The 13,159-nt window shown below is 67.8% G+C and carries 14 protein-coding genes; 6 read left to right on the forward strand and 8 right to left on the reverse strand.

What is annotated here, in order from left to right; all coding sequences use genetic code 11:
• Positions 1 to 52: 52 nt before the first annotated feature.
• Positions 53 to 1,675: a DUF885 family protein gene (locus NN4_RS20645; protein WP_147133775.1), complete on the forward strand. Its 1,623-nt coding sequence runs from the start codon at positions 53 to 55 to the stop codon at positions 1,673 to 1,675.
• Positions 1,676 to 1,687: 12 nt separating this feature from the next.
• Here the strand turns inward: NN4_RS20645 and NN4_RS20650 are convergent, their stop codons facing one another.
• The gene (locus NN4_RS20650; protein ID WP_147133778.1) at positions 1,688 to 2,692 is read right to left on the reverse strand and encodes a YeiH family protein; all 1,005 of its coding nucleotides are present in this window, start codon (positions 2,690 to 2,692) and stop codon (positions 1,688 to 1,690) included.
• 83 nt (positions 2,693 to 2,775) lie between these two features.
• Positions 2,776 to 3,282, reverse strand: a complete 507-nt coding sequence (locus NN4_RS20655; RefSeq protein ID WP_222595118.1) for a DUF4240 domain-containing protein — start codon at positions 3,280 to 3,282, stop codon at positions 2,776 to 2,778.
• Positions 3,283 to 3,408: 126 nt separating this feature from the next.
• Between NN4_RS20655 and NN4_RS20660 the strand changes: the two genes are divergently transcribed.
• Positions 3,409 to 4,338, forward strand: coding sequence for a LysR family transcriptional regulator (locus NN4_RS20660; RefSeq protein ID WP_107659232.1), 930 nt, complete (start codon positions 3,409 to 3,411; stop codon positions 4,336 to 4,338).
• 65 nt (positions 4,339 to 4,403) lie between these two features.
• The gene (locus tag NN4_RS20665; RefSeq protein WP_147133784.1) at positions 4,404 to 4,883 is read left to right on the forward strand and encodes a Dps family protein; all 480 of its coding nucleotides are present in this window, start codon (positions 4,404 to 4,406) and stop codon (positions 4,881 to 4,883) included.
• Between the two features lies 1 nt (position 4,884).
• On the opposite strand, the gene NN4_RS20670 is transcribed toward NN4_RS20665, so the two are convergent.
• The 3 genes from NN4_RS20670 to NN4_RS20680 form a co-directional block, all read right to left on the reverse strand.
• A complete protein-coding gene (locus NN4_RS20670) occupies positions 4,885 to 5,688 on the reverse strand; it encodes an SDR family oxidoreductase (protein WP_147133787.1) in 804 nt (267 codons plus the stop codon).
• 68 nt (positions 5,689 to 5,756) lie between these two features.
• Positions 5,757 to 6,476 (reverse strand): MerR family transcriptional regulator, encoded by a 720-nt coding sequence (locus NN4_RS20675; protein ID WP_147133790.1) that lies wholly within the window; start codon positions 6,474 to 6,476, stop codon positions 5,757 to 5,759.
• A gap of 32 nt (positions 6,477 to 6,508) precedes the next feature.
• On the reverse strand, positions 6,509 to 7,933 hold the full coding sequence (locus NN4_RS20680; RefSeq protein ID WP_147133792.1) for a serine hydrolase domain-containing protein: 1,425 nt from the start codon (positions 7,931 to 7,933) through the stop codon (positions 6,509 to 6,511).
• A 396-nt stretch (positions 7,934 to 8,329) separates the two neighbouring features.
• On the opposite strand from NN4_RS20680, the gene NN4_RS20685 reads away from it, so the two are divergent.
• Positions 8,330 to 9,745, forward strand: a complete 1,416-nt coding sequence (locus NN4_RS20685; RefSeq protein WP_246180981.1) for a three-helix bundle dimerization domain-containing protein — start codon at positions 8,330 to 8,332, stop codon at positions 9,743 to 9,745.
• Positions 9,746 to 9,874: 129 nt separating this feature from the next.
• Entirely contained in the window at positions 9,875 to 10,210 is a 336-nt protein-coding gene (locus NN4_RS20690; RefSeq protein ID WP_147133795.1) for a hypothetical protein, read from the forward strand.
• A 247-nt stretch (positions 10,211 to 10,457) separates the two neighbouring features.
• Here NN4_RS20690 and NN4_RS20700 read toward each other — a convergent pair whose 3' ends face one another.
• From NN4_RS20700 to NN4_RS20710, 3 genes are all read right to left on the reverse strand, one after another.
• On the reverse strand, positions 10,458 to 11,078 hold the full coding sequence (locus NN4_RS20700) for a DUF305 domain-containing protein (protein WP_147133798.1): 621 nt from the start codon (positions 11,076 to 11,078) through the stop codon (positions 10,458 to 10,460).
• Positions 11,079 to 11,162: 84 nt separating this feature from the next.
• Positions 11,163 to 11,726, reverse strand: coding sequence for a DUF6153 family protein (locus NN4_RS20705; protein ID WP_147133801.1), 564 nt, complete (start codon positions 11,724 to 11,726; stop codon positions 11,163 to 11,165).
• Between the two features lie 58 nt (positions 11,727 to 11,784).
• On the reverse strand, positions 11,785 to 12,363 hold the full coding sequence (locus tag NN4_RS20710; protein ID WP_147133805.1) for an AMIN-like domain-containing (lipo)protein: 579 nt from the start codon (positions 12,361 to 12,363) through the stop codon (positions 11,785 to 11,787).
• Positions 12,364 to 12,527: 164 nt separating this feature from the next.
• Between NN4_RS20710 and NN4_RS20715 the strand changes: the two genes are divergently transcribed.
• Positions 12,528 to 13,133, forward strand: a complete 606-nt coding sequence (locus NN4_RS20715; protein ID WP_147133808.1) for a hypothetical protein — start codon at positions 12,528 to 12,530, stop codon at positions 13,131 to 13,133.
• The last annotated feature ends 26 nt before the right edge of the window (positions 13,134 to 13,159 follow it).

Here is a 13,159-nt window from a genome sequence, read left to right on the forward strand (position 1 = left end):
GCGGTGAATTCGGCGGCTAGCCGGTTGCTGTCCCGAATTGTATTGTGCGGACATGGGTCTAGCGAAGCTTGCCGAAGAGTTCTGGAACTGGCGGTTGGCGACACTGCCCGACTCCAGCGACGACTTGCCTCGGGTGGAACGGCCGGCGGGCTGGCTGCCCGACTGGTCGCCTGCGGCCATCGCAGAGCTCAGGGCGGTCCTCGCCGAGCTGACCCGCAGGCACCGCGAGCTCGACCTGTCCGACGAGCCGGTACCGGTGCAGGTCGACGGCAGGCTGCTCGGCTCGGCGCTGGCCAGGGTGCACTGGGAACTCGAGCTGATCCGCGCCTGGGAGCGCAATCCCGGCTTCTATGTGCAGCAGAGCCTCGGCGCGATCTATGTGGAGCTGCTCAAATCGTCGCCGTTCGACAATGCGCGGGCGGCGAAGATCAGCGCGCTGCTGCGCCACGTTCCGCTGGTGCTCGAGCAGGCCAGGGAGAATCTCGCGGGCCATGCGGGCGCGTCGTTCACACGCAGCACGCTGCGCCTGCTGGACGAATCGGCGGGTTCGCTCGAGGCCGCGATGACGGCGCTCGTACCGTTCCTGCCCGACGAGTACTCGGCCGAGTTGCCCGCCGCGACGCGCGTTGCGGCGGATGCCGTTGCGGCGTATCGGGATTGGCTCACCGAACTGTTACCTACCCTAGGTGAAGTGGCACCTGTCGGACCGGAGGGGCTGGCTTACTTCCTACATCGCGTTGCGCTGCTGCCTTATTCGGCGCAGCGGTTGCGCGAGATGGGCAGCCAAGAATGGCATCGGGCGGTCGCTCTCGAAACGCTCCTGCGTACCCGGCATCGGGACGCGCCCGCGCCGTCGCTGCCCGCCGACGCAGACGAGTGCGTCGAGCGTCAGGCCGCCGACGAGCGCGCCGTGCGGGAGTTCGCTGCCACCCGTGGTCTGCTCGGCCAGCCGGAGTGGTTGCGGCGCTACCGGTTCGCGCCGCTGCCGCCGTACCTCGCGCCGCTGACCTGGCTCGGTGTGTCCGACGACCTGACCGGCCCGTCGCGGATGGACGAGGATGCCGTCCGATACATCCCGGCACCGCGCCCGGACCTGCCGTACTTCGATCGAGCCGCCGCGTTCGACGCGCGCACCGCGATCGTGCACGAGGGCGTGCACGCCCAGCAGGTCGCGATCGGCTGGCACCACGACAATCCCGCTCGGCGATACTTCTACGACTCGGCGCCCAACGAGGGCATCGCGTTCAACTACGAGGAGCTGATGCTGCACGCAGGCCTCTTCGACGACGCGCCGGCCAGCGCCATCTTCGTGGCGAATGCCATGCGGCTGCGCGCTTTACGCGTCGAGGTCGACATCGAGCTCGCCCTCGGCCACCTCTCCATCGACGAGGCGACCGACCGGCTGGCCGTCGCCGTGCCGATGGACCGCGAAACCGCCTGGGACGAAGCCGTGTTCTTCGCGAGCAACCCCGGCCAGGCGCTGAGCTACCAGATCGGCAAACTACAGATCCAGGACCTGCTCAGCACGGCGGTGCGTGAACTAGGCGACGAATTCGATCTCCAGGCGTTCCACGACCGGCTCTGGCGCGAAGGAAACGTGCCACTGGCTTTGCAACGGTGGGAACTCCTGGGCCTGCGCGACCATCTCGACGAGGCCGACCGGCTGGCCGGGTAGCTCAGGCGTTCGTCACCACCAGCCGGTGGCGAACTGCAGGGCGAGGCTGGACGCCCCGAGGAGCACGGCGAGGATGCCGCCGAACAGGAGGGGGCGCGATCCGGCGCTGCGGAGTTGTTGCCAGCTCAGTGAGGTGCCGATCGCGGCGAGGACCGCGGCGATCAGCCATGCGCTGAAGTAGGCGAGTGGCGGGCCCAGGGAGTCCGGCACCACGCCGAGTCCGGCGATCACCGATGCGACGAGGAACAGGATGACGAAGAGCGGGAACGACTGTAGGAGGGTGGCTTTCGTGGACGATGCGGGCTCGCTGCGGTCCCTCGCGAGATGCAGTCCGACGCACATCGGGACAATCATCAGGCTGCGCACGAGTTTGACGATCACCGCGAAATGAGCGGCGGCGGGGCCGTAGATCACGCCGGCCGCCAGCACCGACGAGGTGTCGTTGATCGCGGTACCCGCCCACAGGCCGAACGCCTCCTGGGACAGTCCGAGCAGGCGCCCCAAGGGCGGATATGCCAGCACCGCAACGACATTGAAGACGAAGATGGTTCCGAGGGCGTAGGCGACACGATCCCGGTCGGGCTTGATCACCGCGGTGGCGGCGGCGATCGCCGAGGCGCCACAGATGGTGGTGCCGACCGCCACCAGGGTGGCCGATTCCCGGTCCAGGGCAAGCATTCTCCCGACGACCACCGCGGCGGCGGCACCCAGGATCAATGTCCCGATCAACACCACGGCCGTCTGCCTGCCGACACTGAGGACCGATCCGACCGGCAGGCCGAGACCCAGCAGCACAATGGCGGCACCCAATAGGCGTTTCCGCGTCACAGCTAAGCCGGGATCGAAAGTCCCTGCGTCAGCGTCGGATCGGCGCAGGAAAACGCCTACCGCAGCACCGCAGGCCAAAGCGATCACCGGCGCGCCGGCGACCGGCAGTGCTTTACCGAGAAAGGTTGCCGCGGTTGCCAGTACAGCAGCGAGGAGCAGGCCGGGCCAGCGGCGACGAACGTGCGTCATTCCTCAGACGATGGCGCTCCGCGACCGTAAGGGGTAGCGGTCGAACGGGGAGGACCCCATAAGCCGGCCGAATGGGTCCTGTGTCAGTTCCAACCGGCAGGATTCGAAAAGGACTCCCGAGAAATACCGGATTCGGTTTTCGGGAAAGCACCGAAGCGGTCACTGTGCAGGTGCGCGAAGAAGTAACACATTTTCCCGCCGTCGGTGTCCCGCACGGCGACCGCGGGGGCGGCGAGCGCGGCGTCGTAGAACTCGCGACCCATCGCGACGATGAAGCCCCGGCAGTAGAGGAAACCGTCGTCCGAGCCGCCGGTGACCCCGTGGATATCGGCGCGGTCGAGGTCGTACAACTTTCGCTCCAGCACCCGGTCGAGCACGGTCAGCTCGTCGCTCGACAGGCTCTCGCTCAACGTGCGCAGATGCCCGAGGAAGTGCGGCACCTGCGCCTCGACGGCGGGCACAACCTCGTCGTTTTCCCGGTGGATCAACGCTTTTCGCAGTGCGGCCGGTTCGTCGCCGACCAACTCCCACGCCGATTCGATCAGGGTCCAGAAGCGGGCTTCGTCGGCCGCGGCGGGGATCTTGCTCACCTGCCGGACGCTACCAGGGGCGACTTCCGTTGCGGCGCCGGGCAACCCGCTCATAAGGTCGGATGATGGGGTAATTGCTACGACGGGGGGTGCCGCCGGCGTCGGGCAGGCACATAATCAATGGTTATGACGCTACCGCCGGGGACGCCCGATCTGGACGTACTCGATCTGCTCGTCTCCGTTGCGGAGCTGGGCAGCCTCGGTGCGGCGGCCCGGCGGCACAGTATCAGCCAGCCCGCGGCGAGCATGCGAATCAGTGCGCTGGAGCGGCGGTTGCGGCTGCGGTTGCTCGATCGCAGTCCGACCGGGTCGGCCTTGACGGATTCGGGGCGGTCGGTGGTCGCGCACGCGCGGCTGGTGCTGGAGGCGGCGCGGTCGTTCAGTGCCGGTGTGGCCGCACTGCACGCCGCCGACGTGCCGCGCCTGCGGGTGGCCGCGTCGAAGACGATTGCCGATCATCGGATCCCGCTGTGGCTCAACGCGTTACGGGCCAGTTGTCCGCAGGTGGCGGTCTCCTTGGAAGTGGATAACACGCGGCACGTCGAGGAGCTGATCCGGGACGGGGCGGCCGACATCGGTTTCGTGGAGGGCCCGCATCCGCCGCCCGGCCTCGGTAGCCGGGTACTCGGGGCGGACGAGTTGGTCGTCGTGGTCGGGGCCGCGCATCCATGGGCACACCGCAAGAAGCCGGTGACCTTGCGGGAGCTGGCGACCACGCCGTTGCTGTGGCGCGAGCCGGGGTCGGGGACGCGGGACACGGTCTGGGAGATTCTCGGGGCCGAGTGCCAACCGGCGCAGCCCGCGGCCGAGCTGGGGTCCGCGGTCGCGATCTCGGCGGCCGCCCGGGCCGCCGTGGCGCCCGCGGTGCTGAGCAGGCTGATCGCGGGTCCCGATCTGACCAGTGGGGCGCTCGTCGAGGTGCGGCTGGCCGGGCCGGTGGCGTTGAGCAGGAAGTTCCGGGCGATCTGGCGGCGCCAATCGCCACCGTCGGGACCTGCGGGAATGCTGGCCGAGCATGCCGCGCGCCTGGAATCGGATGGCGCTCGTCACTGGTGACGTTTAGGACGCGGCGTGCGGGTAGGCCAGTCGGTGACACGGATCCGACAAGAAAGGCGTGAACGATGAGTCAACCCATCACCAGCACCCTCGATACGGAGCAGCAGAAGGTCGCGGGCGAGGCTCTGCGCGCTACCGTGATCGATCTGATCGACCTGTCGCTGATCGCCAAGCAGGCCCACTGGAACGTGATCGGCCGGAACTTCCGGTCGGTGCATCTGGCGCTGGACGAGCTGGTCACGGCGGCCAGGGACTTCACCGATGCCGCGGCCGAGCGCGCCACCGCCGTCGGCGTCAGCCCGGACGGGCGGGCCGAGACGGTCGCCAAAGAGAGCGGTGCGGTCGGCTTCCCCGACGGCTGGCAGCAGGACACCGACGTCATCGACGGCGTCGTCCGCAACCTCACGGCCGTGATTCAGCGACTGCGTGAGCGGATCGAAGCCACCGAGAAGGCCGATCCGGTCACGCAGGACCTGTTCATCGGCTTCGCGGCGCGGCTCGAGCAGCTGCACTGGATGTGGCAGGCGCAGGTCGCGACCTCCTGAGCTACCTCGACAGTCCGTGGGCGCGCGCGATGAGGCGCTCCATGACCGTGCGCGGCAGTAGCCTGCGCACCGCGAACATCACGGGGGCATTGCTGCCGACGGCGTAGAGCGGACGCGGTCGCTTGGCCTCGACGGCCTGCACGATCGTGTCGGCTACCCGTTCGGCGGTGATGCCTTTCCCTTGCGCCTCATCCAATTTCGCGATGAAGGCGGTGAAGTCGGCGGTGTGCGGCGAGCCCTCGTTCAGGTACTTCGTCCGACGTTCCCGCAGGCCCGTATTGATCTGTCCCGGCTCGACGGTGCTGATCCACACCCCGAATGGTGACTCTTCGAACCGCGCGGCCACGGCGAAGCCTTTCAGCGCCGCCTTGGTCGCGCCGTAGGACGAGCGGTACGGCATCGGAAAGCTGGCGATCATCGACCCCACCATGATGACCCGGCCGAAGCCGCGCTCCCGCATGCCCGGCAACACCGCCTGCGTCAGCGCGACCGGCCCCAGCACGTTCAGCCGGAACAGCCGTTCCACCGCATCCGTCGGCAGCTCCGCCAGCGGGCCCGCCTGACTCTCCCCGGCATTGTTGACCAGCACGTCGATCTCCCCGAGCCCGGCAACGAAGGCGTCGATCGACCCGGCGTCGGTCAAGTCGAGCGCCCGATACTCCACGCCCGCCACGCGAGCCTCGGCCCCGATACCCTCCGGCTTCCGGCTGGTCCCGATCACCTGATACCCGCGCGCCACCAACGCCGCGGCCGTCGCCTTCCCGATCCCCGACGATGCACCGGTCACAACAGCAGTACGAGGCATAACCATCTCCTTAGGCAGCGGCTCCAGCCGACCATAGCGCTTCCCTGGTCCGCGACCGTGCGGAGGCGCTAGCCCTGCATCAGTTCGACGAGTCGATCCCAGGCGGGGGACGACGCCCCGGGCTGGGACTGGGCGACCAGGCGGGCGGCCGCGGGATTGTGTACAGGGCGAGTCTCGGATCGACTGTGGTAGTTGGCGAACCAGGTACGAGTGCGTTCGGCCAGGGCGGGCAGGCGGGCGTCGTCCGGGGACCAGTGGAAGGCCTCGTCGTGTTCGAGGTAGAGGGCGCGGAACTCGGGAACGGTGAGGAGTTCGTGCTTTTCGTCGAGCCAGCAGGCGGCATCCTCGGGGGAGGCGGTCTGCAAGAGGATCCAGCCGTCGCGCTCCAGCTGGATCTGGCGTTCGCTGGCGCCGATCTCGCGCAGTTCGTCGAGGAGGTCGGCGACCGCCGGTGCGACGAAAAGCCGGTCGCCGCCGCGCAACTGGGCGAGCTGGTCGCGGGTTCGCCGCAGCTGCGTGATCCGGTGCCGGACGTCGCGGTCGATCTCGGCGATGGCCGCTGCAAGCGCGTCCGGGTCGGCTTCCAGCAGGTCTTTGACCCGGGCCAGCGGCACGCCCGCCTCCGCCAAGGTTCTGATCTTGACGAGATCGATGGCGTCCTGGGCGGTGTAGCGCCGGTAGCCGGACGAGTCGCGCTCGGGTTCGGGCAGCAGACCGCGCTCGTGATAGTGGCGGATGGCCTTGGTGGTCACTCCGGCGAAATCCGCGAGCCTGCCGATCGTGATCATGGCGGTCATCCTTCCAGTCGTCGTCGAACCCGTCAGGCGCGACGGGTCAGCCGGCCGCCTGCGTTGTGGAACTGCGCCTTACCGTCGCGGATGTCGTGGTAGGAGACGAGTAGCAGGCGGAGGTAGCCGTCGAAGGTCTCCATCGGGTAGCCGTCCGGAGCGAACAGGCCGGGCCGGATCGGCACGTACCGCTGCGGCGGGGCGGCGGTCGTGCCACCGCAGAACTCGGTGAAAATCCGTTCCTGTGACTCGTCCGCAGGCTCGTAGGTCATCCGTTCCTCGAGTTGCCCGTCCACGATGCTGACGTCGATGCGGAGCTGGTTGGAGCGGTAGGTGCCGACATACGGGGTGAGATCGATGTCCTGCTCGAATTCGGTTACCAGCGGGGGGATCTCGACGCCGAGGTGCTCGCGCAGTAGCCACTGCAGCAGCTGATCTTGCAGCATGAGCGCATCCGAGCTGTTGCCGAACGCGGTGAAGACCAGGTCGTGTTCGGGCAGCACACACAGCAGGGACACCCCGCCCGGCGAGGCACCCGACATGGCGAGAACCGTGGTGTCGCCGAACGGGTACCGTACCCAGCCCATACCCATCGGCGGAACGTTCGGGGACGCCATATCGTGCGAAACCTGCTGCATCAGTGCGGTCGAATCCGTTGTGAGAACACGGGAACCCGTCACAGGGGACACACCGCCCGCGAGGTGGGTTCGCCCGAAGCAGAGCAGATCGCCAACAGTGCCGATCGGCGTGCCGCCCGCCGGCCCCCAGGTGTCGGGCAGTGTGAACATTCGCGTGGGCTCGGCCGTCATCGTCTCGGGATTCAGGAAATGCCCCACCGCGGTGCTGCGCAGAATGGCCTGCTCAGCCGAGGTACTCGAATTTTGCATGCCCACAGGCCCATAGATATCGCACTCCAGCAGTGCGTGATACGACAACCCCGTCACCACTTCCAGCAGCCGGCCCGCGACGATCATGCCGCCATTGGAATAGCTGAGCTGCGCACCGGCTTCGAACAAAACCCCGTGGTCCGCAAGGCCCGCAACATAACTCCGCAGCGCGTCACGGCCTTCGGCATCCGGAAAGTACAGGTCCGCATCGATGCCGTTGGTGTGCGAAAGCAGATGCCGAACCAGAATCTTGTCCGCCGCACCCGGCGCAGACAGCGCGAATTCGGGAAGGTACCGCACCACGGGTGCGTCTAGATCAAGCTTCCCGAGCTCCACCTGCTGAAGGACGAGCGTGGTCGTCAGCACCTTGGTGACCGAACCGAAAAGAAACCCGGTGTCCGCCGACATCGGCGCCCCCGTAGCAACATTCGCCGCGCCATGCGCGACCACAACCTGCTCACCCGCCTGATAAACACCGGCAACGAACCCGGGCACATGATTGGCCTCGCAGTAAGCGGCAACCTGTTCGCGGACCTGAGCTTCGACGATCTGGAGTGCGTTGTTGTTCATGAAAGCAATCGTCGAACCTTCCCCCAGGGGCAAGGTCAAGCCCACCCGTGAATCACCCCCCGCGCGTGCGCCAGTTACTAGCTCGACTGGCCGGTCCGTTCTTCGGGGGAAACGGGGGAGCAACGGGGGGTGGCTGGTTGGCGATGGTGTCTTGAATTCTGTGGGTGGGGTGAGTGGGGGCTTGGGGTGGTGGTGGGTTTGGTGGTGGGCGGATGTCCAGGGCGCTGATCTGGGGGGACGGTGGGTTAGGTGGTGGCGGGGGGTGGGAAGAGGGGTGGTCAGAGGTGGTTTCGGGTGGGTTTCGGGGTGGATGGGTTGGGGCTAGGGTTGGCCGGCGCGGTGGGGCTTCGGTGCTGTCGCGGGGATATGTCGGTCGCCGGATGCCTAGGAGATTTTGTGGTTGTCGACACTGTTCGGGAGGAACAGGCGCTGCGTCAGGTGACGGAGCGTTTGGTCGAAAACTTCGGCGGCACTTACTCTGCGGAGCACATCGAGGCGGCGGTGGCCGCGGCGCGGCGGCGGTTCGCGGGGCATCCGGTGCGGACGTTCATTCCGATCCTGGTGGAGCGGTATGTTCGCCGGCAATTGGCGGCCACAGGGGAGGTGGCGGAGGCTGTCGTCGGGCCCGAGACGGGGCGGACGCGCAAGCCTAAGCACCAGGCGGGGGACGGTGGGCTGCCGGAGACGATTCAGGAAACATGGTCCGCGAGTAAGCGTTTCGCTCCGGCAGCGGTCGCGGCCGTGATCGCGGCGCTGGTGGTGGTGACCGTGGTCGCGCTGGCGCTGGCGGTGCGTCAGCCCGGCGGCGCACCGAATACGGCGACGCCGGTGGCGCCGATCACGGTGGTGCGTGGCGTGGTCGGGTCGGAGAAGATGGCGTTCTTCCAGGACCCGAAGGTGGTCGACGCGCTGGCGCGCCACGGGGTGAAGGTGGAGGCCGAACCGGCGGGGTCGCGGCAGATCGCGACGTCGATCGATCTCGCAAAGTACGACTTCGCGTTTCCGTCGAGCGAGCAGGCCGCAGAGCGAATCCAGCGGCAGCGCAACGTGACTGCGAAGTACATCCCGTTCTCGTCACCGATGGTGATCGCCACGTTCACCCCGATCGCCGACCTGCTCGCGAAGGCGGGCGTGGTGCACCAGGGTGCGGTGTCGACCTTCGACATGGGTCCTTACCTGCGCATGGTCGGCAACAACACGCGGTGGGACCAACTCGACGACAACACCACGTATCCGGTGCGCAAGAACGTGCTGATCTCCACGACCGACCCGCGCAGCTCCAACTCCGCCGCCATGTACCTGGCGATCGCCGGCTACGTGGCGAACAGCAACACCATCGTGCAGGGGTCGGACGCCGAGCAGAACATTCTGCCCACGGTGGCAAGGCTTTTCGTCGGCCAGGGCTACACCCAGAGCAGCAGCGAAGGCCCGTTCGACGCCTATCTCGCGACCGGAATCGGACCGACTCCGATGGTGTGGATCTACGAGTCGCAGTACGTGGACGCGAGTGTGCGCGGCCAGATCAAGCCGGACATGACGATGTTGTACCCGTCGCCGACCATTCTGTCCCGGCACACCCTGGTGCCGTTCGGCGACTCGGGCGACCGGCTCGGCCGCCTGCTGTCCACCGACCCGGACCTGCAACGCCTCGCCGCCGAGCACGGCTTCCGCACCGGCGCGGCCGACCAGTTCGCCGAAGTGACGGCCGCGCACAACATCCCGGTCGCCAAGGACGTGCTCGATGTGATCACCACCCCCACCTACGACACCCTGGAACGGCTGCTCGACGGAGTCACCAAGTCCTACAACTGATCTGACCTGCCCCGAAACCCCATGCCGGACAACCAGTACCAAGCGTCCCGTTTCGGAGGAGAAGATCAGGGCATCCCTGTCGCATCAGATACCGGCCGACCAGCCGGTATCGCGGCGTGAGGTAGCAGCATGACAGTGGATGGCCCGTACGAGATTCCCCCGCTCGACGACGCGGCGGACATCTCCCGGACGACGGCGCCGCAGCCGGGCGAGACATTGGCCGATACCAGGAACTGGGCCGGCTTCGGCTTGTTGTTCATCGGCGTGCTGCTCGCCGTCGCCGCAGCTGTGGTGGCGCTGTGGGGTTTCGGCGCGGCGGCCCTGGTCGTCACGATCTTCGCCGTGGTGACGGTGCTCGCGGGCGTGGCACTGGTGGCCGTCGAGCAGGTACGTCGGCGCGCCCGCAACACCGCGGCGCCGGAGGAGGCGCCCGCCTGGCAGGCAGTCGCCCCGCCGGGTTCCTGAGCCTGGTCACTCCATTCCCATTACAGGCGCGGCGATCTGCGACGCCATCGCCGAACAGGCTGGTGCCGAACGCGCGGTGTGCCCCGGTATGGGTCACCTCGTGCCCGACACCGGCGAGCCGTTCAACGCCCTGCTGGAGAAGTTCTTCGATCGGGCTCAGCCGGGCGCAGGGGGCGGTCGCGCCCGAGATGCCTACGGCCTATCGCACCGAGCCCGATGAAAAGCCCGGTGCGATAGGCCGATCCGATCAGGACTGGCCGAGCATGCCCCGCATCGTGTCGATTTCGGCACGCTGGCTATCGATGATGCTGCGGGCCAAGGCCTTCGACTCATCGTTCGTGCCCTGGGCGAGCTCGGTCTCGGCCATGGTGACCGCGCCGGTGTGGTGCTCGATCATCATGGTGAGCCACTGGCGGTCGAAGTCCGGGCCGGACGCGGCCTGCAGGGCGTGCATCTGATCGGGGTTCATCATGCCCGGCATGGTGTGGCCGCCGTGGCCGCCACCCGTGGTCGGGGCGGGCTTGCCGAAGCTTTGCAGCAGCGTGGTGATCTGCTGCATCTCCGGCGCCTGGGCCTGCTCCACCTTGGCGGCCAGCGCCAGCAACTGCTGGTTCTGGCTGTGGCTCGGCACCAACTTCGCCATGTCGACCGCCTGCGCGTGATGCGGGTACATCATCTGCAAGAAGGTGACGTCGGCGTCGTTGAAGTCGGTGCGGGCCGCCGGTGCGCTCGACGCGGCGGGCGCGCTCGACGTGCTGTGCTGCATGCCGGACATGTCGTCGTTGTCGCTACAACCAGCGAGGACGAGGGCGGCGGCAGCGGTGCTCGCGGCGAGGACGGTGCTGATTCGGGTACGGCTGATGACCATGGTTGTGCTCCTTGGGAATTGCGCGTGACTGGGTTTCGGGCAGGGCAACGCCGACGACCGTCGAAAACGGTCGCCGCAGAGCTGTCAGATCCGCAGAATCGACAATTCGGCCAGGGTGAGCACGGTCCACGGCGGTGACCGCTCCCGCCGTGGTCGCCGATGACGCAGCCGCGCAACGTCGTTGCCCGGCCGCTCGAGAGCCATCCGGTACAGCAGCACCAGTGCGAACAGCAGTGCCGCAGCGGCGAGGATGAACACACAACCGTGCATCCCGCCGTGGGTGCCGCCGCATCCGTCATCCGCGCAATCCATATCCGGCGCAGTGTGTTCGGTGCGGGATGCGCCCACCGGCTGGGCGACGGCCGGCATCGCGGTGAGGTCGGTGGCTTGGTCGTGACCGTGGTCGACCGCGTCGTGCCGGTCGGCGAACACCACGGTCGCCATCGGTTCGGCGGGCATCGCCACCGCAGGCAGTTGACCGGTACGGCTCTCACTCGCCCTCGAGTCATGGTCGAAGCCGGCCGCACCGGCGTGACTCGGCATCGCGAACACCACCGCATGCATGATGACGATCCCGGCGAGCAGCACCAGCACACCGAGCGCCCGGGCGAGCCCGGTGACGCGGAGTGCGGAGTGCCGTTCGACCACGCGGCCAGTGTAATGACGGCGGCCCGGTGGATGGCAATACCCCCTGGCGGTACGGGTACTACTGGCTGGCGACGTCGATGACCAGCCGGGTCGGGTTGGTCAGCGTGGTGACCGCGAACCCGGGCCGGTCGCCGTTGATGCCGATGAACGACTGCGTGGTGCCCTCGAACACGGTGGTCCGATAGACCCCCGCGATGCCGGGCGCGCTCGGTTCGGTCGCGGGATCGGGTCCTGCGTACGGCGTCTCGGCGCTGTCGAACGGGTACGCCGAGCCGAGGATCTGCACCTCGAGGATCGACTTGCCTGCCACCTCGATCGGCTTGCCGCTGCCGTCCTGCACGGCGCGGTCGGTGTACTGCACGATCCAGCCGGGGGTGCCGTTGCCGCCGAGGTCGTAGACCACGCGATCGAAGCCGGGCTGGTGGCCGATCCGAATGCCGGTGACGGTCAGGCCCGCGTCGCCGGACGCCGTGCCCCGTTTGGGTGTGGTGTCGCGCGGGGCGGTCGGCGCTTCGGCCAGGGTGCCCGTGGTGGAGGTGCTCGGCGTAGTCGTGTTCGCGGTGGTTCCGGCGTCGTCGCCGCAGCCCGCGAGCAATGCCGTCACCGCGACGATGGTCAACACCATCCTGTTACGCATGGGGCTGATGGTAAACGGCGGGCGGGGCGTCGCGTGGGATTTGCGGGTTTCTCGATGTTTGCCGTCGGATCGTCCCCCGGGTGAACCGGTCGCGGGCCTGCCTCGTAGTTGTGGGTGACCGGACGCGAATCGCGCGTCATCGATCGATCCGGAGGATCTGAAAAATGCTGTCGACCAAGCACTTCCAGCGAGCCGCGTGGCCATTCGCCGCTGCCTCGGTGATTCTCGCCGGTTTGCTCACTGGGTGCGGAACCGCCGACCCGGCGAAGCCCGAGGCGTCGGCGGCGCCGACCCCGGCGGTGTCGGCCTCGGCCACGGCTGCGGCCGGTGCGCCGCAGAACCAGGTGCCGGCCAAGACGCAGGACTGGCTGAAGATCTACAGCGGAACGGCGCCGACCGGCACGAATGCCGTGCAACTGCGCCTCGCTGACAATAGCGCTGTCGGACAGTACGTTACGGCCGCCGACCGCGCGCTGTACCGGTTCGACAAGGACACCGCGAAGCCACCCACCTCGACGTGCGCGGGTGATTGTGCCGCGAAATGGCCGCCGCTGATCGCGCAGCGCGGGCAGGCCGTGTACGCGGCGGGCGTCGATCCGCAGCTCGTCGGATTCATCGAACGTGCTGATGGCGCATGCCAAATCACCATCGCGGGGTGGCCGGTCTACTTCTTCGCCAAGGACACGAAGCCGGGCGAGTTGCTCGGGCAAGGCGTCGGTGGGGTCTGGCACGCGGTGACCGCGATGGGTGGCAAGGCGGGTGTCAACTGACCGGACCCGGTGTGCCGCTGGGCTTT

The organism is Nocardia ninae NBRC 108245 (genome assembly GCF_007990755.1).
In the GTDB taxonomy this organism is placed as follows: Bacteria; Actinomycetota; Actinomycetes; order Mycobacteriales; family Mycobacteriaceae; genus Nocardia; species Nocardia ninae.